Origin of the sequence: Myxococcus sp. CA033, from assembly GCF_013336625.1 — a bacterium.
In the GTDB taxonomy this organism is placed as follows: domain Bacteria; phylum Myxococcota; class Myxococcia; order Myxococcales; family Myxococcaceae; genus Myxococcus; species Myxococcus llanfairpwllgwyngyllgogerychwyrndrobwllllantysiliogogogochensis.
The window spans coordinates 64,972-91,583 of sequence record NZ_JABUMU010000007.1 but is presented as its reverse complement, the minus strand read 5'-3'; the positions used below and the strand labels follow the sequence as shown (position 1 = coordinate 91,583).

Annotated in this window: 22 protein-coding genes and 1 pseudogene; 13 read left to right on the top strand and 10 right to left on the bottom strand. The window is 69.2% G+C overall.

Translation table 11 applies throughout. The features are described 5' to 3' along the window. Nucleotides 1–7: 7 nt before the first annotated feature. The 4 genes from HUA78_RS19700 to HUA78_RS19685 all read right to left on the bottom strand — a co-directional run bounded on the left by HUA78_RS19700 (nucleotide 8) and on the right by HUA78_RS19685 (nucleotide 2,854). Nucleotides 8–718: an NAD-dependent epimerase/dehydratase family protein gene (locus HUA78_RS19700; RefSeq protein WP_174458380.1), complete on the bottom strand. Its 711-nt coding sequence runs from the start codon at nucleotides 716–718 to the stop codon at nucleotides 8–10. Continuing rightward, nucleotides 715–1,935 carry an MBL fold metallo-hydrolase gene (locus HUA78_RS19695; RefSeq protein ID WP_174476912.1) on the bottom strand — a complete coding sequence of 407 codons (1,221 nt, stop codon included), beginning with the start codon at nucleotides 1,933–1,935 and terminating at the stop codon, nucleotides 715–717. The genes HUA78_RS19700 and HUA78_RS19695 overlap by 4 nt, the downstream gene beginning before the upstream one ends. Further along, nucleotides 1,932–2,540: a TetR/AcrR family transcriptional regulator gene (locus HUA78_RS19690; protein WP_174458378.1), complete on the bottom strand. Its 609-nt coding sequence runs from the start codon at nucleotides 2,538–2,540 to the stop codon at nucleotides 1,932–1,934. Before HUA78_RS19690 ends, HUA78_RS19695 begins: the two co-directional genes overlap by 4 nt. 74 nt (nucleotides 2,541–2,614) lie before the next feature. Then, the gene (locus HUA78_RS19685; protein ID WP_141647351.1) at nucleotides 2,615–2,854 is read right to left on the bottom strand and encodes a hypothetical protein; all 240 of its coding nucleotides are present in this window, start codon (nucleotides 2,852–2,854) and stop codon (nucleotides 2,615–2,617) included. A 409-nt stretch (nucleotides 2,855–3,263) separates the two neighbouring features. Here HUA78_RS19685 and HUA78_RS19680 point away from each other — a divergent pair, with 409 nt between their 5' ends. From HUA78_RS19680 to HUA78_RS19660, 5 genes are read left to right on the top strand one after another with little or no spacing between them, the layout of a single operon-like run. Next, nucleotides 3,264–4,328: an HlyD family secretion protein gene (locus HUA78_RS19680; RefSeq protein ID WP_141647350.1), complete on the top strand. Its 1,065-nt coding sequence runs from the start codon at nucleotides 3,264–3,266 to the stop codon at nucleotides 4,326–4,328. Further along, nucleotides 4,325–5,086: an ABC transporter ATP-binding protein gene (locus tag HUA78_RS19675; protein ID WP_174476911.1), complete on the top strand. Its 762-nt coding sequence runs from the start codon at nucleotides 4,325–4,327 to the stop codon at nucleotides 5,084–5,086. The genes HUA78_RS19680 and HUA78_RS19675 overlap by 4 nt, the downstream gene beginning before the upstream one ends. Continuing rightward, the gene (locus HUA78_RS19670) at nucleotides 5,083–6,021 is read left to right on the top strand and encodes an ABC transporter ATP-binding protein (protein WP_174476910.1); all 939 of its coding nucleotides are present in this window, start codon (nucleotides 5,083–5,085) and stop codon (nucleotides 6,019–6,021) included. The genes HUA78_RS19675 and HUA78_RS19670 overlap by 4 nt, the downstream gene beginning before the upstream one ends. Before the next feature lie 7 nt (nucleotides 6,022–6,028). Beyond that, entirely contained in the window at nucleotides 6,029–7,162 is a 1,134-nt protein-coding gene (locus HUA78_RS19665) for an ABC transporter permease (protein ID WP_174476909.1), read from the top strand. Nucleotides 7,163–7,178: 16 nt separating this feature from the next. Then, nucleotides 7,179–8,315 carry an ABC transporter permease gene (locus HUA78_RS19660; RefSeq protein ID WP_174476908.1) on the top strand — a complete coding sequence of 379 codons (1,137 nt, stop codon included), beginning with the start codon at nucleotides 7,179–7,181 and terminating at the stop codon, nucleotides 8,313–8,315. Nucleotides 8,316–8,333: 18 nt separating this feature from the next. Here the strand turns inward: HUA78_RS19660 and HUA78_RS19655 are convergent, their stop codons facing one another. Next, nucleotides 8,334–9,752 carry a hypothetical protein gene (locus tag HUA78_RS19655; protein WP_174476907.1) on the bottom strand — a complete coding sequence of 473 codons (1,419 nt, stop codon included), beginning with the start codon at nucleotides 9,750–9,752 and terminating at the stop codon, nucleotides 8,334–8,336. Nucleotides 9,753–9,914: 162 nt separating this feature from the next. On the opposite strand from HUA78_RS19655, the gene HUA78_RS19650 reads away from it, so the two are divergent. Then, nucleotides 9,915–11,201: an MFS transporter gene (locus tag HUA78_RS19650; RefSeq protein ID WP_174476906.1), complete on the top strand. Its 1,287-nt coding sequence runs from the start codon at nucleotides 9,915–9,917 to the stop codon at nucleotides 11,199–11,201. A gap of 133 nt (nucleotides 11,202–11,334) precedes the next feature. On the opposite strand, the gene HUA78_RS19645 is transcribed toward HUA78_RS19650, so the two are convergent. Both HUA78_RS19645 and HUA78_RS19640 read right to left on the bottom strand, forming a co-directional pair. Continuing rightward, the gene (locus HUA78_RS19645; RefSeq protein WP_141647343.1) at nucleotides 11,335–11,529 is read right to left on the bottom strand and encodes a hypothetical protein; all 195 of its coding nucleotides are present in this window, start codon (nucleotides 11,527–11,529) and stop codon (nucleotides 11,335–11,337) included. Nucleotides 11,530–11,612: 83 nt separating this feature from the next. Beyond that, nucleotides 11,613–12,848 carry a beta-eliminating lyase-related protein gene (locus HUA78_RS19640; RefSeq protein ID WP_174458371.1) on the bottom strand — a complete coding sequence of 412 codons (1,236 nt, stop codon included), beginning with the start codon at nucleotides 12,846–12,848 and terminating at the stop codon, nucleotides 11,613–11,615. Between the two features lie 387 nt (nucleotides 12,849–13,235). Here HUA78_RS19640 and HUA78_RS19635 point away from each other — a divergent pair, with 387 nt between their 5' ends. The 3 genes from HUA78_RS19635 to HUA78_RS19625 all read left to right on the top strand — a co-directional run bounded on the left by HUA78_RS19635 (nucleotide 13,236) and on the right by HUA78_RS19625 (nucleotide 17,611). Next, nucleotides 13,236–14,675: a triacylglycerol lipase gene (locus HUA78_RS19635; RefSeq protein ID WP_174458370.1), complete on the top strand. Its 1,440-nt coding sequence runs from the start codon at nucleotides 13,236–13,238 to the stop codon at nucleotides 14,673–14,675. A gap of 90 nt (nucleotides 14,676–14,765) precedes the next feature. Further along, entirely contained in the window at nucleotides 14,766–16,196 is a 1,431-nt protein-coding gene (locus HUA78_RS19630) for a hypothetical protein (protein ID WP_174476905.1), read from the top strand. 56 nt (nucleotides 16,197–16,252) lie between these two features. Next, a complete protein-coding gene (locus HUA78_RS19625) occupies nucleotides 16,253–17,611 on the top strand; it encodes an MFS transporter (protein ID WP_174476904.1) in 1,359 nt (452 codons plus the stop codon). On the opposite strand, the gene HUA78_RS19620 is transcribed toward HUA78_RS19625, so the two are convergent. Then, nucleotides 17,565–18,335 (bottom strand): 3-hydroxybutyrate dehydrogenase, encoded by a 771-nt coding sequence (locus HUA78_RS19620; protein WP_217440839.1) that lies wholly within the window; start codon nucleotides 18,333–18,335, stop codon nucleotides 17,565–17,567. The two genes, HUA78_RS19625 and HUA78_RS19620, sit on opposite strands and share 47 nt — an antisense overlap. 117 nt (nucleotides 18,336–18,452) lie before the next feature. Between HUA78_RS19620 and HUA78_RS19615 the strand changes: the two genes are divergently transcribed. From HUA78_RS19615 to HUA78_RS19600, 4 genes are all read left to right on the top strand, one after another. Further along, on the top strand, nucleotides 18,453–20,234 hold the full coding sequence (locus HUA78_RS19615) for a hypothetical protein (RefSeq protein WP_174476903.1): 1,782 nt from the start codon (nucleotides 18,453–18,455) through the stop codon (nucleotides 20,232–20,234). Between the two features lie 114 nt (nucleotides 20,235–20,348). After that, nucleotides 20,349–21,446 carry an endonuclease/exonuclease/phosphatase family protein gene (locus HUA78_RS19610; RefSeq protein WP_174476902.1) on the top strand — a complete coding sequence of 366 codons (1,098 nt, stop codon included), beginning with the start codon at nucleotides 20,349–20,351 and terminating at the stop codon, nucleotides 21,444–21,446. 57 nt (nucleotides 21,447–21,503) lie between these two features. Then, a complete protein-coding gene (locus HUA78_RS19605; protein ID WP_141646585.1) occupies nucleotides 21,504–22,493 on the top strand; it encodes a bile acid:sodium symporter family protein in 990 nt (329 codons plus the stop codon). Between the two features lie 75 nt (nucleotides 22,494–22,568). Further along, nucleotides 22,569–23,501, top strand: a complete 933-nt coding sequence (locus tag HUA78_RS19600) for a helix-turn-helix domain-containing GNAT family N-acetyltransferase (protein ID WP_174476901.1) — start codon at nucleotides 22,569–22,571, stop codon at nucleotides 23,499–23,501. 95 nt (nucleotides 23,502–23,596) lie between these two features. On the opposite strand, the gene HUA78_RS19595 is transcribed toward HUA78_RS19600, so the two are convergent. Both HUA78_RS19595 and HUA78_RS19590 read right to left on the bottom strand, forming a co-directional pair. Further along, nucleotides 23,597–25,999: a hypothetical protein gene (locus tag HUA78_RS19595; RefSeq protein WP_217442530.1), complete on the bottom strand. Its 2,403-nt coding sequence runs from the start codon at nucleotides 25,997–25,999 to the stop codon at nucleotides 23,597–23,599. 177 nt (nucleotides 26,000–26,176) lie between these two features. Next, nucleotides 26,177–26,612: pseudogene (locus HUA78_RS19590) on the bottom strand (endopeptidase); the annotation flags it as partial.

Here is a 26,612-nt window from a genome sequence, read left to right as displayed (position 1 = left end):
CACCTTGTCAGGTCGAGGTGAGCCCGGCCCGGATGCTGGCCTGCCGCTGCGAATAGAGGCGCGCCAGGTTGTTGATGTCGTCGTTCTCGAGCACCTTCTTCGGCGCCCCCAGCTCGGCGGTGGCCACCATCGCCAACCCCACCGCCTCCGTGGTCGTCACGAACCCGGGAGCCACGGCCTTGAGCACCGGGTACAGCGGGCTGAGCACCTTGTAGAGAACCCGGTAGACCCGCGTCTTCGACACGATGCCGTGCATCGGCCGGATGATTCCGGGCCGGAACAGGTACACGGCGCGGAACGGCATCGCGAGCAGCGCGTTCTCCGTGCGCCCCTTGACGCGCGCCCACATCGAACGCCCCTTCTCCGTGCTGTCCGTCCCCGCGCCCGAGACGTAGATGAAGGTCATCCTCGGGTTGACCCGCGCCAGCACCTGCGCCACCGACAGCGTCAGGTCATACGTCACCCGTCGGTAGTCCTCCTCCTTCATCCCCGCCGAGGACACGCCCAGGCAGAAGAAGCAGGCGTCATAGCCGTCCAGCGAGGACTCCGAGGACGCGTCCAGGAAGTCCTTGAGCGGCAGCTCACGCAGCTTCTCGTGACGCTGCCCCGTCTCCGCCCGCCCTACCGCGAGCACCTGCTCCACGCTCGGAGAGCGCAGACACTCGCGCAGCACCCCCTGCCCCACCATGCCCGTCGCGCCAAAGAGGAGGACCTTCATGGCTGGCCTCCTGGCTGGTTCGCCGTCACGGGCGTCCCCATCCCCGTGGAGAGGATGGGATGTTGCTCCGCGGTCTCCCACGCCAGCTCCGGCCACCATCGCGGCCGAACACCCGCTGCTTCGAGCTCCGGCTCCACGCTCTGTCCAGGCCTGGGCAGCACCAGCGTCACGGAGAGGCGCTCGGCCGCCGCGCGCGCCCGTTCGGCCGGCTCCGTCCAGCCATGGTAGGCGAGCCCGAAGAGGGCCCAGTGCACCGGAATCATGACCTTCCCCCGTAGCAGCTGGTGTGCCAACACCGCCTGCTCGGGACCGATGTGCCAGTCCGGCCAGGCGCGGTGGTACTGCCCCGTTTCGATCATCGTCACATCGAAGGGCCCCAGCCGCTCGCCGATGTCCCGCATGGCCGGGAACAGGCCCGTATCGCCGGAGTAGAACGCGCGGTTCTTGGAGCCGATGAGCGCGTAACCGGCCCAGAGCGTGGAGTCCTTGTCGAACAGGAACCGCCCGGAGGCATGGCGCGCGGGGGTGGCGACGACCTCCAACTCCCCGACCCGGGTGCGCTCCCACCAGTCGAGCTCCACGATGCGCTCCGCCGGAATGCCCCAGTACTCCAGGTGCGCACCCACGCCGAGCGGCACGATGAACACCAGCTTGGAGTCCTTCGCGGAGTCCCTCAACGCCAGGAGCGTCGGCCGGTCCAGGTGGTCGTAGTGGTCATGCGAGATGACCACCGCGTCGATGGGAGGCAGGTCCGCCAGGGCGATGGGCGGCGCGAACCACCGCTTGGGGCCCACCCAGGAATAGGGCGAGACGCGCTCGCTCCACACGGGGTCCGTCAGGATGCGATGTCCGTCGATCTCCACCAACTGCGAGGAGTGCCCCATCCACGTCACCCGCAGGCCCGTCGCGGGCAGCGACTGGAAGCGCTGGGGGTTGATGTGCTCCACCGCCAGCGGCTCCCCAGGACTGGTGTGAGGGCTGGTGTGGAGCAGCCCCGACATCATCTCCCCGAAGTGGTTCACCAGCGGCTGGGGGTTGTCGAAGTGCCCGTCCTTCCACTGGGGCGAGAGCTCCATCCGCTCCCGCCGAGCCCCCGTGGCGCTCTTGCCGAAGCCCGTATGGCCATCCACGACGAGCACGAGGATGCCCACCGCCAGCACCGCGCCCAGTCCCATTGCTCCACGGCGCAGGACACGCCGCCAACCTCGCGTCTTCATCGGGATGCTCCCAGGGGCATGCACAGCGCGCGAATCGCGACGCCGATGCCTTGAACGAATGCCTCACGCGTACCGCTGCTGTACTTGAGCCCCCGCGCCGTCGCGTAGAGCGTGTCGGTGAGCTGCCGCGCGGTGAGGCCGGTGGACTTGTAGGCGGCGACCAGTCCCGAGGCGCGCAGCAGCTTCGCCACCGCCTCCAGGAACAAGGTCTCGTGGCGCGTCGCCACCTCTTGCATACCGGAGGCGCTCAGGACCTCCGACAAGTCCCTGGCGTCCGCACCCAGCATCCCAACATAGCGGCCGACCCAGGCATCGAAGCCCCGCACCAACCGCTCCTCCAGCGGAAGGGAGACATCCGACAGCCCCTCGCTGGCGAGCCGCAGCGAGACCTCCATCGAGTGCTGCAACGTGGCGAGGAAGAGGTCTTCCTTCGTCGCGAAGTGCAGATACAGCCCCTGGCGCGACACGTCGGCGGCCCGGGCCACCTGGTCCATGGACGTCTTCCGGAAGCCGTAGCGCAGGAAGACGCCGAGCGCCGCGTCCAGCAACCGGTTCCGCCGCGCGTCGTCCGGCGGTTTCTCGGGTGACTTCAGTTCGGTCCCCATCTTGGACAGATTTGACAAGATGGACCCAGATTGTCAATTCAATCGACCCCCACCCCAGGGGCCGCGACCTCGGCTCAGCGCACGCCGGCGCGGCCTCCGTCGAGCACTCGCAGCGCGGGCTTCGACGTCCGACGTGCTCCGGTGGAGGGCTTGTCCGCCTTTCCGCTCGCCGCCTTCACGACGCGCCGAGGGGGCGTTCGGGAAGTCGTCGAGCCGCGTCCGCTCGCTCGGCCCCGGCGAGGCGCGGGCTTGGCCTTGGGCGTGCGCGGAGCGGGAAACGGCAGGCAGAAGAACAGGTACATGTCGAGCAGCATGGGGCCTCTTCGCCTTCAACGGGTGCGCACGGAATGTGGCGCGCGGTTCATGAGCAATGGCGATGCCACCGTCCTCATCCTTCGAGGAAGGCGTGCGCAAGGTGCCACGGTGGGTGGGCGCGAACCCGTGAAGAAGCATGAAGATGGCGTGGCGAAAGCCCCTTCTCTCCTCGGAAGGAAGGCTCTCCTCAAGGGGCATGCGCACCTTTCCATCCGAGGCGAGGAGCGCCCCCGCCAACGCACCTGACGGGTGTCGGCCTTCCGGCGGGGGTGCCGGGTTTCCGGCAGGGGTTCCGCACGGGCCTCCGACACCCACGTGAGTGCTCACGGCGAGCGAGCGCTGGCATGGGCCTTGCCATCAAGGCGGGCGTCACCGCGGGGGGAAACCGCGGCATCGAGGAGAGGCTCCATGCGACGTGCCGTCGTGGTGTTCGTGGTCCTGGTGGTGGTGCTCGCCACCCTGTTGGGCGTGCGCATCCTGAAGGACCGGCGGGCCGCGGAGGGACCGGCCGGAGGGTCGGGAGTCGTGGAGGGCACGGCGGTGGACGTGCGGGCCCGGCTCAATGCGCGAGTGCTGGCGCGACACGTGGAGGAAGGTGGGCGCGTGGAGAAGAACGCGGTGCTCGTCACCCTGGACTGCACCGAGCCCGAGGCGGGGCTGAGTGAAGCCTCCGCGAGACTGGCCATGGCGCAGGCGCAGGCGGACGGTGCGCGCGCGGCGGCGGTGGCCGCGGGGCGCAGCAGTGAAGCCGTCGCCGCGCAAGCCGAGGGGAGCCAGTCGCAGATTGCCTCACTGGCGGACCAGCAGGGACTGGCCCAGCGACAGGCGGACCGGCTCCAGCAGATGGGGGATGCGACGACGGCGGCCGCGTTGGACCAGGCGCGCGCCCATGCCCAGTCCCTGGAGCAGCAGCTCTCTGCGGCGCGGCATGCGAGCACCGCGGCGTCCCGACAAGCTCGCGCCGCCACCGAGCAGGAGCGCGCGAGTCTCCAGCAGGCCGAGTCCGCCCTGCGCGCCATCCAGGCCGCGGAGGCCACGGTGCGCCGGGCCCAGGTGTCGGTGGCGGAGTGCGAGTTGCGCGCGCCCCTGAGCGGCACGGTGGAGACCTTGCCGCTGGAGGTGGGCGAGCTGGCCCTGCCGGGAGCGATTGTCGCGCGACTGGTGGACACGCACCGGCCCAAGGCGACGTTCTATCTACCAAACGCGGAGCTGGCGGCGGCGAAGCCGGGTCAGTCCGCCACGGTGCGCGCGGACGCGTATCCGGACCGGACCTTCCAGGCGCGCGTCGTCACCGTGGCGCGCGAGGCCGCCTTCACGCCGCGCAACGTGCAGACGCGCGGAGACAGAGACCGTCTCGTCTATCCCGTCGAGGTGCACATCGACGCGCCGGAGGGAGTGCTGCTTCCGGGCATGCCCGTGGACATCACCCTGGGGCCGGTGAATGACGCGGCGGTCGCGGAGCAGCGGCCATGAGCACCTGCCCCGACGTGGACGTGGCCATGGAGGACGTGCGCCGTGGCTTCGGGGCGACGCAGGCGCTCAAGGGTGTGTCGCTGGCCGTCCACACCGGAGAGGTCTACGGACTGGTGGGACCCGACGGCGCGGGGAAGACGACGGCCATCCGGTTGATGGCGGGGCTGCTCCTTCCGGACGCGGGGCGCGTGAAGATGCTGGGTGAGGACCCGGCGGATTCGCGCTCCCCGGTGCGGGAGTCGCTGGGCCTGGTGCCCCAGCGGAACACGCTCTACGGAGACCTGAGCGTCGACGAGAACCTGCACTTCTTCGCGCAGCTGTTCGGCCTGTCGCGAAAGGACTTCTCCGAGCGACGTGAGCAGCTGCTGGATATCACCCGACTGAGCCGCTTCACGGACCGGCGCGCGGACGCACTGTCGGGCGGCATGTACAAGAAGCTGGCGCTGGCGTGCGCCCTGCTCCACCGCCCCCGCGTGCTGCTCCTGGACGAGCCCACCAACGGCGTGGACCCGGTGAGCCGCCGCGAGCTGTGGGAGCTGCTCTACGGCCTGGTCCACGAAGGCATGACGCTGCTCGTCTCCACGCCGTACATGGACGAAGCGGCGCGGTGCCACCGGGTGGGCCTGCTCTACGCGGGAGAGCTCATCGCGGAGGGAGACCCTCGGGAGCTGGCGCGCCAGCACGGGGCGGCGGCCTCCAACTTCGAGGCGGTGTTCCTGGCCCTCGTCGAGAAGCGGACCGGTGGGAGGGCCGCATGACTCCGGCCATCGAGGTGCACCACCTCACGCGCCGCTTCGGGAGCTTCACCGCGGTGGACGACGTGAGTTTCGAGGTGGGCGCGGGCGAAATCTTCGGCTACCTGGGCGCCAACGGCGCGGGCAAGTCCACCACCATCCGGATGTTGTGCGGACTGCTGAAGCCCACGGGCGGAGGCGCGCGTGTCGCGGGCTTCGACGTGGGCCAGGAGCCCGAGCGCGTGAAGGCCGGCATCGGCTACATGTCCCAGAAGTTCTCGCTGTACCTGGACCTGAGCGTGCGGGCGAACCTGGAGTTCTTCGCCTCGGCCTATGGCGCCCATGGCCGGGAGCTGAAGACGCGCATCGGGGAGATGGTGGAGCGGATGCAACTGGGCGCGGTGCAGGACGAGGTGACGGGCGCGCTGCCCGGAGGAATGCAACAGCGCGTGGCGCTGGCCAGCGCGGTGCTTCACCGACCTCGCATCGTCTTCCTGGACGAGCCCACCGCGGGCGTCGACCCGGTGCAGCGACGCTCCTTCTGGGAGTTGATTCGCGACCTCGCCTCACGCGGCACCACCGTCTTCGTCACCACGCACTACATGGACGAGGCGGAGAACTGCGCGCGCATCGGCATCATGGTGGACGGGAAGCTGGTGGCCCTGGATACACCCGAGGGACTGAAGCGGACGCACGCGCCCGGCCGGGTGCTGGAGGTGCGCGGTCCCCGCCTCTCCCCCGCACTGGACTCGCTGCGCGGCATGGCGGGCGTGCTGGATGTGAGCCGCTTCGGCTCCGGCGCCACCGTGCGCGTGGACCCGGAGCGCCTCTCCGCGGAAACCCTGGCGGACTGGCTGCGTGCGCGGGGCGTGGACCCGCTGGAGCTGGAGGACTCGGCGCCGACGCTGGACGACGTGTTCCTAGCGCTCACCGCCCGCGCACAGCGGGGAGAGGACTGAAGCGCCCATGGCCGCGACACGTGTGAATCGCCGGATGGGACGCATCCTCGCGATGGCGGGCAAGGAAGTGCTGCACATCCGCCGGGACATCCGCACCCTCTATCTGGCGCTGGCGATGCCCGTGTTGATGCTGGTGCTGTTCGGCTTCGGCATCAGCTTCGACGTGGACCATCTGGAGTTGGTCGTCGTGGACCAGGACCGCACGGGCCTGTCGCGAGAGCTGGTGCGCCAGGTCACCGCGTCCCAGGAGTTCGTGGTCGTCCAGGACGGCACGTCGCCCGACGAGGCACTCGGAGCGCTGCGCCGGGGCGCCGCGACGGGCGTGTTCCTCATCAACAAGGGCTTCGCCGAGGACGTGAAGCGCGGGGGCGCGCAGGTCCAGTTGCTGGTGGACGGCTCGGACGGCAACACGGCCACGCAGGCGCTCGCCAAGGCCCAGGCCCTGGTCGAGATGGCGGGTCGGAACCTGGGAGGCCCGGTGCGGGTGACCGCGCCTCCGCTGGAAGCGCGCGTGCGCACGCTGTTCAATCCGGATGCGCGCTCCGCGATGTTCCTGGTGCCGGGACTCGCGGCGTACCTCCTGGCCATCGTCGCGGTGCTCATCACCGCGCTGACGGTGGCGCGCGAGTGGGAGCGGGGCTCGATGGAGCAGCTCTTCGCGACGCCCGTGGGCCGACTGGAGATCGTCGTGGGCAAGCTGCTGCCCTACCTGGGCATCGGCCTGCTCCAGGTGCTGCTGGTGCTCACGGTGGGCGCCTGGGTGTTCGACGTGCCGGTGCGCGGAAGCCTCCTCGCCCTGGGGCTGGGCTCGTTCCTGTTCCTGGTGGGGATGCTCGGACAGGGGCTGCTCATCTCCGTGGTGACGCGCAACCAGGTGGTGGCGACGCAGGTGGCGACCATCACCTCGGTGCTGCCGTCGATGCTCCTGTCAGGCTTCATCTTCCCGATTGAGAACCTCCCGCCGCCGCTCAAGCTCATCAGCACGCTGATACCGGCGCGATATTTCGTGGCGACGCTGCGCGGGGTGCTGCTGCGCGGAAATGGCCTGGACGTGCTGTGGCCGCAGTTGGTGGCCCTGGCCCTGTTCGCGGCCCTCGTGCTGGCGGTGGCGACCCGTCGCTTCCAACGACGTCTGGACTGAAAGGAGGCTCGCGAGCATGCATCCGCTGATGGTGCAGTACCGCGCGGTGGTGGTGAAGGAAGTGCGCCAGACGGCGAGAGATCGCCGAGTCATGGCGCTCCTGACGCTGGCGCCGTTGATTCAGCTCTTCATGCTGGGCTTCGCGGTGAACTTCGACGTGCGCCATGTCCCCACGGTGGTGGTGGACCGGGACAAGACGGCGGAGAGCCGCGACTACGCCCGCGCCCAGCTCGCCGGGGACACCCTCGACTTGAAGGCCGAGGTCGCCGACGAGGTCGCCGCGGAGGAGGCCCTGGAGCGCGGCGAAGCCTCCGTGGCGCTCATCTTCCCCCGCGACTTCCAGAAGGACGTGCTGCGAGGCAAGGGGGCCCAGGTACAGGCTCTGGTGGATGGCTCGGACCCGACCCGCTCGTCCGTCGCGGCGAACGCGGTGGCGCAGTACGCGGTGCTCCGGGCCATGCGCATGGGGCGTGAGCAGGCCCAGGGCCAGGGCGAGACGCCCCCCCGCTCCCCGGTGGAGCTGGTGCCTCGCGTCCTCTACAACCCGGAGCTGTCCACGTCCGTGTACGTGGTGCCGGGCATCGCCGCGATGCTGCTGCTCATCGTCACCACGGTCATCATGGCCATGGGCCTGTCCCGCGAGCGCGAGACGGGAACCCTGGAGCAGCTCCAGGTGACGCCGCTGCGGCCCGGCATCCTGATGATGGGCAAGGTGACGCCGTTCCTGTTGATTGGCCTGGTGGACGTGGGGCTCGCGCTGAGCGTGGGAGCCTGGGTCTTCAAGGTCCCCTTGCGCGGAAGCCTCACGCTCGTCGCGGTGGCCACCCTCTTCTACCTGCTGTGTACGCTGGGCGTGGGGTTGCTCATCGCGACGGTGAGCCGCACGCAGCAGCAGGCCTTCGTCGGAGGATTCCTCTTCGTCCTGCCCGCGGTGCTCCTATCCGGAGTGATGAGTCCCATCCGGGCGATGCCGGACTGGCTGGCGTGGGTGACGTACCTGAACCCCGTGCGCTACTACGTGGAAGTGCTGCGCGGCGCGCTGCTCAGGGACGCGGGGCTGGCGGACCTGTGGCGGCAGGTGCTCGCGCTCGCCGTCTTCGGCGCCATGATGATGGCCGTGGCCGCGCGCCGCTTCCACAAGACCTCGGCCTGAGTCTCGGCGAGCGCTTGCTCAATCCGCGGGCAGGGTCGCGAGGAGGCCCTGATCCTCGGGGAGCGACTGGGTCTTCCACCAGAACGTGGCCGCGTGCTTGTTGCCGCTGTCGTGCCGCTGCGTCCACTTGAAGGCACCCGTGCAGTTGGGGCCATCCGTCAGCGTCAGCTCGCTCGCGGCGATGGCGTGGTCATCCCCATCGAAGAAGCCGGGGTGCTTGCAGACGCCCACGACCTGGAGTCCTTCGTCGCCCTTCCCCGCCGGACATCCCGTGCCGATGGCGTACGTGGGCGTCGAGGCGTTGTAGGCGATGGACGACGACGTGCTCAGACTCCCGCTGGAAGCCACGCCCGTGGCCCGCGCGAAGACCCAGTCGAGGATGCGGTCCCTCGCGGCGGTCACGGCCTGCGCATGTCCGGACGCGCTCGGGTCGGTGATGGTGCCGTGGCAGAACGAGCCGTACTTGATGCCGTGGGACGGCCGCCACGTCTTGCCCGCCGCGGGCGTCATGCCCAGCCCCACGGCGAGGCCACTGCCCTGCGCATCGAAGGGCAACGAGCCGTCGCTGTAGCCCGTCCACAGCGAGGGCGAGCAGCTCGCCCAGGACGTGAGCATCAGCGCGTGCTTGTTGCGCGCCACCCAGTCCGCCGCCGGGAAGCCCCCGACGTTGCCCGCGTACTCGCACCACCCGTTGCCCGGAGCACACGAGTCCCCGTACCCGAGGATGACCTCTCCGTTCTTGCAGGTGGTGACGAAGCTGGCCGCGCCAACGACGTTGTATTTGCTGGTGCCCAGCGAATCGACCATGCCCTGGATGGACACCACACCGGCGATGCGTCCTTGCACGCCCCAGTCCTGGGTGCCGACACCGTCCGCGCCCACGTTGGCGGCGACCTCCAAGGCCACCCGACCTCCGGTGCTGTGTCCCACGAGCAGGACGTTCTTCGCGTCCGAGGGGAACCTCCGCTCGATTTCGCGCGCCAGCCGGTAGCGCCACTCGTAGGCCGTGGTGCAGGGCGCGCCCTGGCGTGACGCGGAGCACCCCGGGTCTCCCGCCTCCCAGTCATCCATGTTCAAGGGATTCGTCGAGTCCGAGGGGTGATGCGCGGAGGCAGGCGCGGTGTAGAGGTTCGCGCGGGCGCTGCGCACCACCACCGTCGTCCCGGGATGCGCGGCCTCGTAGGCGGCGATGCGCGCGGGAAGCGCGGCGTTGATGGCCGCGTCGAGTTCGTCCAGGGAGCCCTCGGCGCGCTCGCGCTGGCCCTGACAGCCCTTCACACCGTGCACATACAGGAGGTTGAGCTGCACCGTGCCCTGTTGCGCGAGCGCGGCGACCGTGCCGCCCGGGTCGGCCACCTCGGGGAGCGAAGACTCCTGGGGACCACAGCCAGACAGACCTACCACGCAGGACAGCATCAGCCAGTGACGCGGCGCCATGGTGACGGCTCCAAGCCTCGAAGAGGGGGCGCTACCGTAGTCCAGGACGCACCCGTCGTGGGGACTCGCGACCAGGGAAACAGGCGGCACGTGTGCTCGCTCGCGCGTCCTCGCACTGTGACTGGAAAGCCCGGCGGGCGTGCGTTACAGCCCCGCTCCAGCATGTCCCAGACCGCCGCCTCCGCCCTCTCCGTCTTCCGCCACCGCGACTTCCGCACGTATCAAATCGCCCGGCTCTGCGCGGTGCTCGCCATGCAGATCGAGTCGGTGGCCATCGGCTGGCAGGTCTACGAGGTGACGGGCAGCGCCCTCGCGCTGGGCTACACGGGGCTCTCCCAGTTCATCCCCTTCCTCGCCTTCTGTCTGGTCGGTGGCCAGGTCGCCGACCGGTTTGATCGCCGCATCATCCTGGCCATCTGTCAGAGCGTGATGTTGCTGTGCAGCCTCGCGCTCCTCGCGTTCTCCCTGGGCCACATCCGGGACGTGCGCTTCGTGTACGGCGTCCTGGTCCTCTTCGGCACGGCTCGCGCGTTCTACGCCCCCGCGGGGTCGGCGATGACGGCGCAGTTGGTGCCGAAGGACGAGCTGACGCGCGCGGTCGCCGTGAACTCCACGACGTGGCAGGTGGCCACCATCGCGGGCCCGGCGGTCGGCGGAGTCCTTTACGGCTGGGCGGGCGCCACCGGGGCCTACCTGGGCTCCGCGTCGCTCTGCGCGCTGACGGTGGTGTGGATTCTCTCGCTGAAGGTGCGGACCGGGCGGGCCTCGGCGCAGCCGCTGTCCTTCTCCACGCTCGTGGCGGGGCTGGGCTTCGTGCGCCGGCAGCGGTTGCTGCTGGGGAGCATCACGCTGGACCTCTTCGCCGTGTTGCTGGGCGGCGCGGTGGCCCTCCTGCCCATCTACGCGCGGGATGTCCTGCACACCGGCCCCTTCGGGCTGGGGCTCTTGCGGTGCGCGCCAGCGGCGGGCGCGGCGGCGGTGGCCATCATCCTGGCGATGCGTCCCCTGGGCGGTCGGGCCGGCTGGAAGATGTTCACGGCGGTGGCCATCTTCGGAGCCGCGACGCTCGTGTTCGGCGTGAGCAAGTCCCTGCCCTTGTCGCTGGTGGCGCTGGCCATCGCGGGCGCCGCCGACATGGTCAGTGTGGTGGTGCGCCACACGCTGGAGCTGATGGCGACACCGGACGAGATGCGCGGGCGCGTGGGCGCGGTGAACATGATGTGCATCGGCGCTTCCAACGAGCTGGGCGAGTTCCGCGCCGGCTGGCTCGCGGAGCATGTGGGCGCGATTCCGGCCGTCGTCACGGGCGCCGTGGGCACGCTGGCCATCGTCGCCATCTGGGCCTGGGGCTTCCCCGAGCTGCGAAAGGTGGACAGGTTGGAGTCCGCGGGCCACACCTCACCTCCGGAGCCACAGCCGGCGGAGGCCTCCACGGCCCAGGCGGGCTGACACGCACGCACACGCGGCGCCCGGGTCCACCGCTCCTGCCCGCGAGGGCCAGGGCATCACACCGAGGGTCCATCCGAGGCCAGCGAGCTGCATCCGGGCGCCGCCCTGGCCCCTCCCGGATGCGCTGTGTCTCTCAGGCCCGCGCGCCTTCGTAGCTGACGCTCAGCCCTCGGTGCGTCACGGTGATGACGGGGCGCCCGAGCCATCCGCAGTGCTTGCAGACGCCACTGGGACCCGACGCCGTGACACGCACCGGCAGGTCCGCCGCACAGACAGGGCATCCTTCGGGAATCGTGAAGTCGCGCGAGGCGGGGTGTGCTTCGGTCATGCATTCGACGTAACGCAGCTTTCGACCTCCGCAACCGAGGCGGCCACTCGCCGGACAAGCGACCTGGCGAGCGTCCGCCTCGCTCACGCGGCTTCGTCGAGGAGGCGGCGGTAAGCGCGGACGACGTCCGCATCGGAGACCTTGTCCAGGCCCTCGCTCACCTCGTGGTCCGTCGCGACGACTCCGGGCACACGCGTGGGACCGAACCCTCCCGTCCAGATGCCCGTCTCCCGCGCTACGCGGAAGGCGTGCATCGAGAGCGCTTGCGCGTCACCTCTCAGGTAGACGCGGAACGCGTTCGTCTGCGCCGGACGAGGCTGCACGGTGAGGCGGGTGTCGGCGGCCAGCGCCTCGCTCAGCGCCTTCGCGCGACGAACCTGCCCGGGGATTCGCGCCAGCACGCCATCCAGGCGCATGGCCGCGGAGGCCACATAGGGCGTCAGGTGGAACAGGTTCCCCCCATGGCGGTGCCGCCAGATGCGCGCCTCGCGAATGAAGTCGCGGCCACCCACCAGCATCGCGCCGCCCAGCGCGCCCACGCGCTTGTAGAGGGACACGTAGACGGAGTCGAAGCCCCGGCAGATCTCCGAGAGGGGCCGATTGTAGAAGGGCTGGCACTCCCACAGCCGCGCCCCGTCCATGTGGAGCTTCACGCCCTTCTCGCGGCACGCCCGCTTCAGCTCCTCCAACTGCTCCCACGTCTGGAGCTGACCGCCCAGCCACCGCACCGGCAGCTCGACGCTGACGACGCCGAGCGACTCCGGTGACTCGAGCACGTCCTCGGCCAGCATCGGCCGGTTCCAGGGTGAGAGGATGACGTCATGCAGCCCATGCAACAGGACGTGGCTGCTGTCCTCGTGCAACACATGATGTGACGAGGGGTGGACGCCGAAGTTCCGGTTCTTCGCCGCGTCCGCGTAGCTCCGCAGCGCGATGAGCTGCGCCATGGTGCCGGTCGGCATGTAGCAGCCCGCCTCGAAGCCCAGCATCGCGGCGACCTTCTTCTCGAAGCCGTCGATGAACTCACTGTTGCCGTAGAAGTCCCCCGTCACGCCCTGCCGACGCATCCACTCGCCGATGGCGACGAGCTCCGCGCCCGGGTCATCCGACGCGTACACACCCGTGAGGGTTCCCCGGCAGGCCCGGCGGATCTCCTCCACCTCCGCCCGCGACAGCTCCCCGGCAGCGCCCTTCGCTTCCTTGCGGGCTTTCGCCGGCGCGGGCGACGCGGCTCGCGCTGGAGCACTCCAGAGCGCGGTCCCCGCGAGCAGGCTGGTCAACGACAGGAACTCACTGCGACTGAACTGATGACGGGACACGGGACACCTCGACCACGGGGCAAGCCTCCACCGCTCCCTCGAGCGTAGCCCCCGCCCCGCCACGGCTCATCCGATTCCCGCCTCCGACACACTCCCGCGCCTCCCAGTCCCGCGTCCGGACACATTGTTTCAATCCCTGACGCTGCGCGCTCCACCCACACCGCCCGCCCCAATCCCTGACGCAACGCAATATCCGACCGTCCTCCGGTCTCTGACGCATCGCAGTACTGATTCAGTATTCATGTCCCACCAACAAGAAAGGTGAATCACCCTTCAACTTCATTTGCCGCCGGGACCACCCGTTTGGTACGGATCGCGGTGCTGTCACGGAAAGACGTGCCAGCGCCTCTCCCCACAACACAGCTAGCGATTGCAACGGAGCTACATATGGCAACGCGTCGCAGGGTTTTCCGCGCGGTGGTGGCTGTTGTCGGCATGGTCGGCATGGCGTGCTCGAACCAGGATCCAGTGGACGAGGGGCCAGGTCCGGACACCGAGGTCCCCGCCGCCATCAAGGCGTGCCGGGAGCGCATCGCCGCGAAGACGTCCGAACTTCAGGCGGCGAGCATCGACATCGCGACCTGGCCCATCCAGGACGCGGAGGAGATGAAGGAGATCACCACCGCGGCGCCGCAGACGCAGGAGACCTACCGCGCCTATGACGGCAAGTACCGGCCCCTGTCGAACCATCCAGGTTGTTCCGTCGACAACCTCTACTACGACAAGGCGAACAGCACCGGCACCACGCCGTACAAGGACGGCAACAACGACGGCAAGTGGACGGGCAACACCGCCTTCGGAGGTCCCAACAGCGCCACCGACTTCATCGGCGGTGACGTGGCCAGGATCCCCGGCTTCTCCTGTGCCGCCAAGGAGTACGCCCAGGCCAACGAGGACACCTCCAAGCCCATCATCATCCTCGTCCACGGCAACTCCACCCGGCCGCACACCTGGGAGAAGTTCATCCTGCCGCCGGGCACGTCGGTCAACACCGCCACGGAGAACGTCCAGTTCACCGGGGACACCGTCGCCAGGAACCAGCTCGCGGAGACGCTCATCGCCCAGCGCTACCGGGTCATCGCGGTGGACTTCCGCACGGACATCGTCCCGGGCATCGACCCGTCCACCAACAACACCACGCAGAACGCCGCGGGCAACATCGACCATGGCTGGTCCACGCCCATCCTCCAGTCGCTCATCAAGGCGGTGATGAAGGACCAGCCCAACCGGAAGGTGGCGCTCATCGCGCACTCGCTCGGCGTGACGGTGGCGCGCGACGCCCTGCGCCGGCTGTACGTGGAGTGGCGCACGGGCCTGGCGGGCGCCATCAACCCCTTCCCTCAGGTGAGCCACGTCATCCTGGGCTCGGGCGCCAATCACGGCGTGTCCACGTATGACCCGGCCGCCGGCCAGCTGTGCTCCACCAACAGCACCATGCGCGGCACCATCGTCTGTGAAATGGGCAGCCGCTCGAACTACTCCCAGACGTACTTCCACAAGCCGCTCAACGGGCCGCGCGACCTGTTCGCCACGCCCTGCGCGGACGGCGACTACGCCTTCGGCAAGACGGGCCAGTGCGGGGACAACGTCGTGAAGTACTTCACCCTCACGATGACGGACAAGGAGCGGGGCACCAACTACCAGGACTTCTATGTGTCCGAGGCGGCCTCGCGCATCGAGATGGAAGGCTGCGTGACGAACACGCTGACCACGCTCAACGACTACGACACGAGCGGCTACTTCAACCGGGGCTTCATCGCCAACCACTTCGGCTCGCTGCGCTCGACAGCGGGGCTCGACCTGACGCTGCGCTACCTGGCCGAGTAGCCCCGTCCCTTCCCCTCCAGTCGGACCGGCGCGCGGATTCCTCACCGCGCGCCGGTCCGAGCCCTTCCCGCCCTCCCCTTCGAGCCCCCCATGAAGCGACTCCCCTTCACCGCGTCCCTCTGCGTCCTGGCCCTCGGAACCGCGCCCGCGGCATGGGCCCAGAGCACCACCCCACCCCCTCCCGCGGAGGCCCAGGCGGAGCCCACGCCCGCCGAGGCGCCGGCGCCCCAGGCCACCACCGACGCGACGTCAGCCGGAGAGCTCGCCGCCGAGAAGCCCACGGCGAAAGAGGCGGCCAAGAACCCCGAGGAGATGGCGGGCACCACCGAGGTCGTCGACACCCGCCCGCCGCCCGTCACCCGGCCCAGCCTGGCCGTGGGCAACGAGACGTTCTACGTGAAGCCCGTGCTCGCGCTCGCGGGCGGGCTCCACGTGGAGAACCTCATCCAGACGCTCAACCGCAACCGGGAGAGCCGCGCGACGACGGTGGCCCTCACCCGCTTCGGCTTCGAGGGACGCCTGGGGCAGTACGTCTCCTTCCGCAGCGAGTTCGAGCGCAACATCCGCGCGCACGGCTCCGGCGTGTGGGAAGGCACCGCGTCCTTCAGCGTGAGGGACCAGGTCATCCGGCTCCAGCGCTGGGGCGTGACGCTGGAGGCCGGCATCATCGTGGACCCGGCCAGCGTGGACTTCATCTCCACGCACATCGCGGACACGCTGCTGGCGGACAAGTACACGCGAGACCCGCTGCTCTACAGCGGCTTCAACCGGGGCCAGGGCGCGCAGGCCGCCTACGAGTGGAACGGCTTCCGCCTGGGCATGGGCTTCACCGCGGCCAACCCGCTGAGCACCTCCAGCTCCTACCAGGTGGGCGGCTCGTTCGGTGGAGGCAGCCGCTTCTGGGAGCGCCCGCTGGCCAACTACCGCAATGGCCAGCCCGATGATGACCTGCACTTCCAGGTCCTCAGTCCCTCGCTGTCGTACTCGCACGAGCTGTTCGAGGCGAAGGCCATGGCCCAGGTCTTCGACGTGAACTACCAGACGACGTCGCGCACGGACCCGCTCCTGCACGGCAACAACCTGCGCGGCAACCTGCTGTTCAAGCTGCACGCCAATGTGGGCATCCCGCTGTTCATCACCCCGTTCTTCAACTTCGCGCGCGTCCAGAACGACGTGACGAACAGCACGCCGGGCTTCGCCGACCAGCTCCTGGGCACCCACTACACCGCCACCAGCCTGGGCGCGGGCGTGGACGTCAACCTCCACGGGCGCTCGGGCATCGGCGTGCAGTTCAACCGCGTCGCGGACCGCTCGCCGTCCTTTGTCGCGGCCACCGGGGACGCGCCAGCTCGGGAGCCCGTCACCCGGACGACGCAGACCTTCCTCAACATCGGTGGCACCTACTGGTTCACCGAGGACGTGGCGATTGGCGGCCGGTACGCGCGCTATCAGAAGAAGCAGGACGGCGTCGCAGACGAGATTGACGCGTCCTACTTCCTGACGCTCCGCCTCCAGCTCTAGCCCGCTCGCCGACGTACGCCACGCAGCCCGAGGTCCAGCCCAGAGGAGCAGCCCCCATGGAAGCACCGGCGCACGAGCAGCGGGACTCCATCCTGAAGGTGGCGGTGGCCAGCTTCATCGGCACCGCCATCGAGTGGTACGACTTCTTCCTCTACGGGACGGCGGCGGCGTTGGTGTTCAACCGCCTGTTCTTCCCGTCGTTCGACCCGCTCACCGGGACGATGGCGGCCTTCGGCACCTTCGCCGTGGGCTTCATCGCCCGGCCCCTGGGCGGGGTCGTCTTCGGGCATTACGGCGACAAGCTGGGCCGCAAGGCGATGCTCAGCGCCACGCTCATGTTGATGGGCGTGGCCACCTTCGCGGTGGGCCTGCTGCCCACGTACGACACCGTGGGCGCATGGGCTCCAGCGCTGCTCGTCCTCTTGCGGCTCATCCAGGGCTTCGGGCTGGGCGGCGAGTGGGGCGGCGCGGTCCTGATGGCGGTGGAGCACGCCCCCGCGCACCGCCGGGGTTTCTACGGGAGCTGGCCGCAGATGGGCGCACCCGCGGGCCTGCTCGTGGCCACGGCGGTGTTCAGCTACTTCTCGCGGATGCCCGACGCCGCATTCCTCGCGTGGGGCTGGCGTGTCCCCTTCCTGCTGAGCGCGGTGCTCATCGGAATGGGCGTGTTCATCCGTCTCAAGGTCGCGGAGTCGCCCATCTTCAAGGCGCGCCCGAAGCAGGAGGCCGCGGAGAGCCTCCCGGTGATGGACGCACTTCGCCAGTACCCCAGGCAGATCCTCCTCGCCATGGGGGCGCGCTTCGCGGAGAACGGCTTCTTCTACATCATCACCACGTTCGTCCTCTCCTACGGCACGGAGCGGCTGGGGCTGCCACGCACCACGCTGCTCAACGGCGTGCTCATCGCCACGTCCGTCCATCTGGTGGCGATTCCCGCGTTCGGCGCGGCGTCGGACCGCTTCGGCCGACGTCCCGTCTACCTCGCCGGCGCGGTGGGCTGTGGGCTGATGGCCTTCCCCTTCTTCTGGCTGCTCGACACGAAGGAGACGGGGCTCATCTGGCTGGCGATTACCCTGGGCATCATCGCCCACGCGGCCATGTACGGCCCGCAGGCCAGCTTCTTCTCGGAGCTGTTCGGCACCCGCGTCCGCTACAGCGCGGCCTCGCTCGGCTACCAGATGGCGTCGGTGTTCGCCGGAGGCCTGTCGCCCGTCATCGCCACCGCGCTGCTGGCCCGCTCGGGTGGACAGGCGTGGCCGGTGTCGCTCTACATGGTGGCCCTGGCCGTCGTCACGCTCGTCTCCGTCTGGCTGTCCGCGGAGACCTACCGCGCCCAGCTCACGGAGGCGCCCCCCACCGGGGACGCGCTCAGCGAGCCGTCCAGCCGCAGTCCATCACCTGCGCGGACCCCGTGATGCCCCCCGCGGCGTCCGAGCACAGGAAGCCGATATAGGCGGCGACCTCCTCGGGCTCCAGCAGCCGCTTCACCGCCGCGGGCGCGAGCATGATCTTCTCCACGACCTCCGCTTCGGTGAGGCCGTGGATTCGCGCCTGGTCGGCGATCTGCTTCTCCACCAGCGGCGTGCGCACGTAGCTGGGGCACACGGCGTTCACCGTGACGCCCCGGTCCGCGGCCTCCAGCGCCACCGTCTTCGTCAGGCCCATCAGCCCGTGCTTGGCGGACACGTACGCGGACTTGTACGGCGAGGCGACCAGCCCATGGAGCGAGGACACGTTGATGATGCGGCCCCACTTCCGGGCATACATCAGCGGCAGCGCGTGCCGCGTCAGCACGAAGGGCCCCACCAGCATGATGCGGATGAGCTGCTCCCAGCGCTCCTCGGGGAACTCCTCCACCGGCGCCACGTGCTGTACGCCCGCGTTGTTCACCAGGATATCCAGCCGCCCCCACTCCCGCTCGGCCCGCCCCACCAGCGCCCGACAGTCCTCGCGCGACGACACGTCCGTGCGCTGGAAGAGCGCCCCCGGCAGTCGCGTCGCGGCCTGGACACCCGCCACCTCGTCCAGGTCCGCCAGCAACACCTTCATCCCCTGGGCGGCCAGCGACTCCGCCACCGCGAGACCGATGCCGTGCGCGGCCCCCGTCACCACCGCGCATCGACCTGAAGGTGAATTCATGTTCATGTCTCCATCGTGACGGAACCCGGCGCGCGGGGCAATGCCGTGGGAGCGCGCGGCCCATGCCGCACCCCGCCTTGAAGCGCCTGACGCATTCGGGCGAAGGTGGAGATCTCCATGGCGGAAAGTTCATCTCGCGCGAGGACGGCTGGAGCATGGCGAAGCTGGCCCCGCTCGCTCATCCTGGCGCTGGGGCTGGGCATCCTCGTCTCGCTGCCGTCGTTGCGCGTGGGACTGCTGCTCGATGACCTGGTTCATCGGCTCGCCCTCTCCGGACAGGTGGCGTCCCTGGGTGACTGGGGACCGCTGACGCTCTACGAGTTCGTGGGCGGCCCGCGCACGGACCCGGCCCGCTTGAGGGAGTCCGGGCTCTTGCCCTGGTGGGCGTCGGACTCGCTGTCGGTGCGCTTCTTCCGTCCCCTGCCCAGCGCGCTGCTCACCGCCGACGCGTGGCTCTTCGACGACGCCCCCTTCCCCGCGCACCTGCACAGCCTCGCCTGGTTCCTGGCGCTGGTGACGCTGGTCGGCTGGCTGCACCGGCGGCTGTTGCCACCTTCGCTGGCCGCGCTGGCCACGGTCCTCTACGCGGTGGCCGCCGCGCACCTGTTCCCGGTGGCCTGGCTCGCCGCGCGCCACCCGCTCGTCTCCGCGCTCCTGGGACTGCTCGCCCTGGCCGCCCACCTGCGCTACCGCGAAGAAGACTGGAAGCCCGGCCGAGTCCTCGCGCCGCTCGCACTGGTGGCCGCGTTGTTCTCCGGCGAGGCCGCGCTGGGCGCGGTGGGGCTCATCGGTGCCTATGAGGTCTTCGGCCGCCGCGAGGGGTGGCGCCAGTGCGCGCGGCGGCTCACGCCCTACGCACTGCTCGTCACGGCCTACCTCTTCTTCTATGCGAGTCAGGGCTACGGCGCGCGCGGCAGCGGCGGCTATCTGGACCCGATTGGCGCGCCCGGGGCCTTCCTCGCCACCCTCCTCCAGCGCGTGTGCATCCTCGTGGGGGAGCTGGTGGTGGCCACGCCGTCCGACGCGGCCTCGGGAACCCCAGAGCTGCACTCCGGCTTCGCGGCCTGGGGCGCGCTCGCCACCGTGGGCGCGCTGCTGATGCTGCGCGCCCTCCAGTCGCGCCTGTCCGAACAGGAGCGCGGCACCCTGCGCTGGCTGTTGCCCGGGGGCCTGGCGGCCACGATTCCCGGCGCGGCGGGAATCATCGGAGGACGCGTCCTCATGGTGCCGCTGCTCGCGGGGAGCGCACTGGTCGCGGTGCTCATCCTCCGGGGTTGGGCGGCGGCGCGCGAGGCCACCCTCCCTCGCCGCCACCAGCTCCTGCTCCGGTCCGCTGTCGTGGTGCTCGTGCTGGGCCACTGCGTGCTGGGCCCCTTGTTCCGGGTGGGCCTGGGCGTGGCGCTGGGCCGCATCGCGGAGGCGCAGTGGCGCATCGCCCGCGAGGCCCCGCCCTGCGCGGGGACAATGGTCATGGTGGCCGCCGCGGACCCGAGCATCTCGCTCTACGTGCCCGCCGCCATGCTGCTCCAGGGCCGCGCCCCGCGCCTCTACCGGCTGCTCAGCGCCGCGCCACATGACCATGTCCTCGAGCGGACCTCCCCGGAGGCGTTCGACCTCGTCGTGAGCGGCACACAGCGACGCCCGGGGTTCTGGGAGCTGGTCAATCGGGACACGCCGCCGCCCATCGGCACGAAGCTGCGGCTGGGGGACCTGAACGTCACGGTGCTGGAGTCGAACGAGGGGGGATTCACGCGCGTGCACTTCGACTTCGGAAGGGCCCTGGAGTCGACCGAACTCTGCTTCGTCACGTGGAGCGGAGACGGGCTGCGCGCGCTCACGCTTCCGCCTCCTGGCGAACACCTCGCTCTGCCTTACAGCCGAGGGCCAGCGGGGCTTTGAACACTCCAGTGCCGACGGCTGTGCGTGAGCCGACGCGGCGCTGGGAATCCTTTTGCCTGTCATGCGGGAACGGGGCCGGATTCGCGGCACTCCACCCTTGCCCCCATCGGCCCCATGACCCCACTTCGCTTCCTTCGTCTCGCGCCGCTGCTCGCGTGCGCTCCGCTGTGCCTCGTCGCCTGCAATGACGACGACGGTGATGATTCCGTCCTGCCGGGCGCCGCCCAGTTCAAGGTGATGACCCGCAACCTCTATCTCGGCGGCAACATCGAGCTGCTCGCCACGGCGCAGACGCCCCAGCAGATTCCCGCCATCGCCGCGCAGCTCTACACGACGGTGCAGGCGACGAACTTCCCCGAGCGCGCCAAGGCCATCGCGGACGAAATCCAGAGCACCAACCCGGCCCTCGTCGGCCTGCAGGAGGTCTCCCTCTACCGGACCCAGAGCCCGAGCGACTTCGCCTCCAACCCGGTGCCCAACGCGCAGACCGTGACGTACGACTTCCTGGCCATCCTGCTGGCGGAGCTGCAGAGCCGGGGGCTCAACTACCGCGCCGCCGCGACGGTGCAGAACGCGGACGCGGAGGTCCCCGCGGCGCTCGCGGGCAATGCGACGGACCTCACGGACGTGCGGCTCACGGACCGGGACGTCATCCTGGCGCGCGGTGACGTGCAGATCGCCAACGTGGTGACGGGCAACTACGCCTATGCCCAGGAGGTGCCCGTGGGCGGCGCGTCGATTCGCTTCCTGCGTGGCTTCAACAAGCTGGACGCCACGGTGGACGGCGCGCGCATCACCTTCGTCAACACCCACCTGGAGACGTTGCGGCCCGGCAACGAGAACCAGGCCACGGAGCTGGCCGCCCTCGTCAACACCTATGACCGGCCGCTCATCGTCGTCGGAGACCTGAACACCGGACCGGGCGCGGCCACCACCGGATATCCCACCATCGTCGGCCCGGGGACGGGGCTCGTCGATGCCTGGTCCACGGTGGGCACGGGTGACGGCTTCACCTGCTGCTTCAGCGAGACGGTGAACGACGCCAACACGGATGCGCTCGACGAGCGCATCGACCTGGTGCTGTACGCCGGGGACAACGTCAATCCCCAGTCCGCGGTGGTGGTGGGCACCCTGATTGACGACCGCACGGACTCCGGCCTCTGGCCGTCGGACCACGCGGGCCTGGTGGTGGAGTTCCGGGTGGACGACTGACCCTGGAGACACAGGGGGCTGGAGGTCTCCCGAGGCAGGGAGTATTCAGCCCCCGACATGTCTCTACGCCTCGTCAAACGGCTCGCGCGGGACTGGTTCCTCTTGGGGATGCTCGGTGCCGTCGGGCTCGCCCTCCTCTTCCCGGACTTCGGCCGGTCCGGCGGCGCGATGCATGCCGACGTCGTCACCAACGTCGGCATCTTCGCCGTGTTCTTCCTCCACGGGCTGGGCATGCCCATGGCCCAGCTCAGGGCCGGGGCCCTCCAGTGGCGCCTGCACGTGCTGGTGCAGTCGTTCACCTTCGGGGTGTTCCCCGCCCTCTGGCTCGTGCTCAACCTCGTCTTCGGGGCGTGGGTGCCGGCGGACGTGTCGCTCGGCTTCCTGTTCCTGTGCGCGGTGCCGTCCACCATCTCCTCGTCCGTGGCGATGACGGGCGTCGCCAGGGGCAACGTGGCGGGGGCCATCTTCGACGCGAGCCTGTCCAGCCTGCTCGGCATCTTCCTCACGCCGCTCATCGTCGGGCTTCTGGCGCGCACCACCGGGCAGTCGCTCTCGCTGGGGGACGCCATCCTCAAGTTGTCCCTGCTGCTGCTCCTGCCGCTGGCGCTGGGGCAGCTCGCGCGGCCGCTGCTCGGCGCGTTCTTCGCCCGCTACCGCAAGTACACCAACGGCGTGGACCGGCTGTTCATCCTGGTGCTCGTCTATGCCTCGTTCTGCGACTCCGTCGCGTCCGGCATCTTCAGTCGCCATGGCGGCGCCATCGTCGCGCTCATCCTGGGGGGCGCGGTGCTCATCCTCGCCACCGTGCTGACCCTGAGCACGCTGACGGCGCGCAGACTGCGGTTCTCCACCGAGGATGAGATCGCCGCGGTCTTCTGCGGCTCGAAGAAGACGCTGGCCTCGGGGGTGCCCATGGCGCGGCTCCTCTTTGGGGCACACCCTGGACTGGGGCTCATCGTCCTGCCCCTCATGTTCTACCACCAGCTCCAGCTGCTCGTCTGCTCGGTCCTGGCTGAGCGCTATGCGGCGCGCCCACCGGCGCCGTGAGCCAACTGGTTGCCTGAGTCAACGGCTTCCCCGACAATGACCTCGAACGGCACGGCGCCTTGGAGACAGGACTGAATGGCACAGACTCGACGGGACCAAGGCGTGGCGGCGGTGCGGCACTTCAATCGCTTCTACACGCAGAAGATTGGCGTGCTGGACGAGGGGCTCTTGAACAGCGAGTTCTCGCTGACCGAGGCCCGCGTCATCTACGAGCTGTTCCACCGGGAGACCCCCACCGCGGCGGAGCTGAGCCGTGAGCTGGCGTTGGACCCGGGCTACCTCAGTCGCCTGCTCCGCAACTTCGGAACGCAGGGGCTCATCGAAAAGGTGACGTCCGCGACGGACGGTCGCCAGCACCTGGTGCGCCTGACGGCGAAGGGAGAGCAGACCTACGAGCGGCTCAACAGCCGCTCCCACGACTCCATCCGCGCGCTCATCTCCCCGCTGAAGACCGACGCGCGCCAGCGGCTCCTCGAGGCCATGCAAACCATCCAGGAGCTGCTGGGTGAGAAGCCCCCGGCGTCGAGCGCCGACGTCGTGCTGCGCCCCCACCGCCCTGGGGACATCGGCTGGGTCATCCACCGGCACGGCGTCCTGTACAGCCAGGAGTACGGCTGGGACGAGCGCTTCGAGGCGCTGGTCGCAAGCGTCGCCTCGAAGTTCATCCTGGAGCAGGAGCCTGCCCGGGAGCGCTGTTGGATCGCCGAGGTGAATGGGCGAAGTGTCGGCTCCGTGTTCCTGGTCCGGGACACGAAGACAGTGGCGAAGCTGAGGCTGCTGTTGGTGGAGCCCTCGGCGCGCGGGCTGGGCATCGGTACCCGGTTGGTGGACGCGTGTGTGACCTTCGCTCGTGAAGCAGGTTACCGGAAGGTGCGACTGTGGACGGACAGCCAGCTCCATGCCGCGCGTCGCGTCTACGAGGGCGCCGGCTTCGTGCGCGTCAGCACGGAACCCCACCAGGAGTTCGGCGAGGGACTCATTGGCGAGACGTGGGAGCTGAAGTTCTGACGAACGAGGCGGCCTCCCCGGAAGGAAGCCGCCTCGAGCGACTGCGCGCTGGCAGAGGTGGGAGCACCGTCCCACCGTGCCGGTGAGTCGCCGGACTACAGCGGACTCACGCAGGTGCAGGTGCTGGACGCGCCGTAGCAGGCGGCGCTGCTGCCCGCGGCCACCACCGAGTAGCAGGTGTTGTGGCCCGTGAGAACCTCCGTGTCCACGTAGCTGGTGCTCGTCACGGTGGCGACTCGCGCCTTGCCGTACGTGCAGCCGTTGACTCCGTCCGACTTCATCACCCAGTACTGCGTCGCGCCAGCGACGGGGGCCCAGCTCAGAGAGACCTGTTCAGCGGCCGGTATCACGGTAACAGTGGGCTTCGCCGTGGGGCCTCCCGTGCATCCGCTGTTCATGGGCGTGGGCGTGGCACAGGCGATGTTGTGGCGGCTGAACGCGGCGTGGATGGCCGTCATGTGCGGCGTGCCATCGTTGATGTTGCCGTTGTCATCATCCGCTGCCAGCCACTGCTTGTAGCCGTTGGTGGCCGCGCAGCCATCCGACGTGCCTGCGGTGCAGTTGCAGGCGTGCCACGATCCGATGTTGCCGCTGCCCTGATAGAACACCTTGTTCCCGATGTTCTGCGCCGTGTTCCAGTCGTAGTTGAACGGAGGGAGCTGGAGGTCCCGGGCGACGAAGTCCCATGCCGCCTGACGTACCGGAGACCCGGCGCAATGCACCTGCCGGCTGCACGGACCCGTCCCGATGGAGCAGCGGGTGCAGACGAAGTTCTGCGGCGTGGTGGGCGTCGGCGGGTTGTGGGCCGCGTAGTCGGCGTCGCGGACACCGGAGCAGTTGGTCGCGCACCAAGGGGCCCCCGTCTGCGCCTCGTTCACGAGGCGGCCCGTCAAATCCTCCGTCACGCCGCAGCCCGTGGCGAGGGTCAGGTAGATGCCGTAGCCCACGCAAGATCCAGGAGACCTGCCTATGGTCGCCGTGGACGCGGGGTCGAACGGCTGGCGGTACATGGCCGCGATGTCACCGTACGCCTCGCTGGAGTTGCTCAGCGTGCCAGCCGTGTCGTTGTCGTCCATGCCGTGGCCCCACTCGTGGTCGAGCACGCCGCCAATCTCACCCGTGTTCCGGCACCCTCCGCCGCTGCGGTAGAAGTTGACCGTGGAGCCGTTCCAGAAGGCGTTGCAGGTGTTGTTGATGTGGACGTTCGCCGTCAGGGAGGCCTGCAGCCACGCATTGGTGGGCAGCCAGCCACGGGCGAGTTCCTTGATGCGGTTCAGCTCGTAGAACGCGGTGCGGGTCGCCCTGGTGTTTCCACCGTCGGGAGTTCCGCAAACACCATCGACTGTCCCCAGCGCGATGTCGCCGTCCGGGCCCGTGGTGCTGACGCTGAGTGGACAGGCGGGAACGACCCGAAGGTAGCGGCCCGTCAGCGTCGTGGTCGCGATTTGGGGAGGAGGAGGAGGACTGAACACCCCATGGCCATCCGCGAAGACACCCGGCGCGACATCGGCCCAGGGCATGGGGTAGCGCGGCTGCATCGCGCCGCAGAACGAGCCCGCCGGACACGTCGCGGGCACGCCCGTGTTGGTGTACGGATAGACACCGCCGTTGACCGAGGCGTAGTGGTTGTCGTCCTCGAGCGCGAGCACGTCACCGGTAGCCGCATCCACCGTCACCTTCCAGCGCTCATGCTCACCCTGGAGCTGGAAGCCGTACGTCCACACGAGCTGGTGGCCCATGCCCTTGCCGAAGCCCGCGCCAGGAATGGAGACCGGCGCGACCTCCAGCGTGGGCGCCTGCCAGACGGCGGCCGGGCTCTCATAGAGGCCGAAGCGCTCGTGCGCGACGACCATCGCCCGGTCCGCGTCCACCAGCGGCATGGGCGAGAGCGCCACGTTCGTCCACGACTCGGTGCCCAGCAGAATCAGGTTACCGTGGCTGATGGTGGCCGCCAGCCGTCCATGCCGGACCGGCACACCCTGGTGCTGCTGGACGATGGAGACCTGCCACAGGTCCGGGGTGATCTGATCCACCCGGGCCTGGCCCAGTTGGAGCATGTCCACGCCCACTGCGGCGCGGTTGGCCTCCACGAACTTGTAGACGAGGTCGACGACGACGCCGCCATCCACCTTGTCCACCGAACGCCCGAGCTGTTTGCCCAGGCTGCCCAGCGTCAGCTTGTTGCCCACGCCATTGCCCGGGATGAGCGGAACGGCGCCCTGGATGTTCGCCGTGGTGCCCGTGACGGAGTCGACGTAGATCTCGAAGTTGTTTCCGTGACGAGCGAAGAAGTCGTCCCAGACCTTCGCCACATCGGGGCTCAGCTTGGGCAGAGCCTCTTTGAGCAGCACTTGCCCACTGGCCAAGGACAGCTCAGGCTTGAAGAACGCCTGACTCGCCAGGGAGCCCTTCGGAGGAGTAGCGGGAGGGGTGAAGCCCCACGCCTGGGACGTCGCCATCACTGCCATACATACGGCGGCTTTCAAGACGCTGCGCATGCGGTGCTCCTTCAGATGAAGGACCAACAGGACGCATCATTGGCCAAGTGCGGAAGTGCGAACCCACGAGGTGGCCTCTCCTGCAGGGAAGCCACCTCGAATGAATGCGCCGTCAACGGAGGGAGCATCTTTTCAGCGTGCCCCCTCCGCGCCGACGCCCTGGGGCGCCGCGATGGACTACAGCGGGCTCACGCAGGTGCAGGTGCTAGACGCGCCATAGCAGGCGGCGCTGCTGCCCGCGGCCACCACCGAGTAGCAGGTGTTGTGGCCCTTGAGGACCTCGGTGTCCACGTAGCTGGTGCTCGTCACGGTGGCGACTCGCGCCTTGCCGTACGTGCAGCCGTTGACTCCGTCCGACTTCATCACCCAGTACTGCGTCGCGCCAGCGACGGGGGCCCAGCTCAGAGAGACCTGTTCAGCGGCCGGTATCACGGTAACAGTGGGCTTCGCCGTGGGGCCTCCCGTGCATCCGCTGTTCATGGGCGTGGGCGTGGCACAGGCGATGTTGTGGCGGCTGAACGCGGCGTGGATGGCCGTCATGTGCGGCGTGCCATCGTTGATGTTGCCGTTGTCATCATCCGCTGCCAGCCACTGCTTGTAGCCGTTGGTGGCC